The sequence below is a fragment of the Burkholderia sp. MSMB1835 genome (genome assembly GCF_001526365.1).
In the GTDB taxonomy this organism is placed as follows: Bacteria; Pseudomonadota; Gammaproteobacteria; order Burkholderiales; family Burkholderiaceae; genus Burkholderia.
Map to the genome: position 1 here is coordinate 1 of NZ_LOYP01000036.1, position 1,623 is coordinate 1,623.

Annotated in this window: 1 protein-coding gene; it reads left to right on the top strand. The window is 57.4% G+C overall.

The features are described from left to right. Positions 1-80: 80 nt before the first annotated feature. Entirely contained in the window at positions 81-1,496 is a 1,416-nt protein-coding gene (locus WS96_RS15275) for an IS1182 family transposase (protein ID WP_059833498.1), read from the top strand. The last annotated feature ends 127 nt before the right edge of the window (positions 1,497-1,623 follow it).

Sequence of the window (1,623 nt, forward strand, 5' to 3'; positions counted from 1 at the left end):
TGGCCGATTCTGTTGAAAAACTCGGCATTCGTGGTCGTTGGCACCTATCCTTGATCTGATCAATCGACGAGGTGCCAGCCATGATGGGTCAACGAGGTGGTTCGCAGGAGAGACTTTTCTACTCGTTCAACCTCGATGATCATGTGCCAACGAATCATCTGCTGCGCAGCATCGACCGGGTCTTTGATCTCGGCGATCTGCGCGAACACCTCGCACCGTATTACAGCAACACCGGACGCCCTTCGATTGATCCTGAGTTGATGGTCCGCATGCTGATCGTGGGTTACTGCTTCGGAATCCGGTCTGAGCGTCGTCTGTGCGAAGAGATTCATCTGAATCTGGCCTATCGCTGGTTCTGTCGTCTCGGCCTAGAAGACCCCATCCCGGATCATTCGACGTTCTCCAAGAATCGGCATGGTCGCTTTCGCGACAGCGAAGCGTTACGTCATGTATTCGAGACGGTCCTGCGCCGCTGCATGACAGAGGGATTGGTGCGGGGCGAGGGCTTTGCCATTGACGCGAGCGTTATCAAGGCCGATGCCAATCGCAGCCGAGCGGTACCCGGAACGCAAACTATCGACTGGAGCAAAGGGGACGGCCCGAGTCGCGCAGTACGCGAGTACCTTGCTGTACTGGATGAGGCTAATCAAATCAATGGCGACGGGTCGAACGAAGCAGAAGTGGCGTCCCCGCCAACGAGCATCTCGCTGACCGATCCGGCTGCACGATGGACCGCAGCACCCGGTGGTCCCGCTTTCTTCGCCTATTCGACAAACTATCTGATTGATCTGCATGCCGGGATCATCCTGGACGTCGAGGCCACGCCCGCAAATCGGGCCGAGGAAGTGGAGTCGACCAAGACCATGATCGACCGAGTTGAACAGCGCTTTGCCTTAAAACCTCGGCGTCTTGCCGGCGATACCGCCTACGGTACCGCGCGGATGCTTGCTTGGATGGTGGGAGAGAAAGAGATCGCCCCCCACGTTCCGATCTGGGACAAGACCCGGCGTAACGACGGCACGTTCGAGAGAGATGATTTCCAGTGGGATGAACATCACAACGAGTACCGATGCCCAGCCGGACATGCAATGCGTAGCGACTGGCGCGCATATGCAATCCCGCGAACCCACATCACGAAGGCCGAGACGGTCATCTATCGATCGAGTCAACACAACTGCAACAGCTGCTCGATGAAAGAGCAATGCTGCCCAAACATGCCGTTCCGCAAGATTGCGCGCAGCGTTCACGAAAATGCTCGGGACGTGGCGCGGAAGCTATCAGCGACGCCGGAGTTCAAGCAATCGCGCCGCGAGCGAAAGAAGGTCGAGATGCTGTTCGCGCATCTGAAGCGAATTCTGAAACTCGATCGGTTGAGGCTACGAGGGCTGAGCGGAGCGCAGGACGAATTCCTGTTAGCGGCAACTGCGCAAAACCTGCGACGAATGGCTAAGCGGTTGGCGCCGCTCGGCGAAGAGATGATTGCGGCGGCGGTCTAGCTATGTGACGAGGGGTGAAAGCTTCCTCGAAGTCAGACGCATCTACTCAATCGAACCTCATCGCAAGCGCAAGCGCAAGCGAGCTATGGACGTCGTCCGAGCCGAGTTTTTCAACAGTATCGGCCGA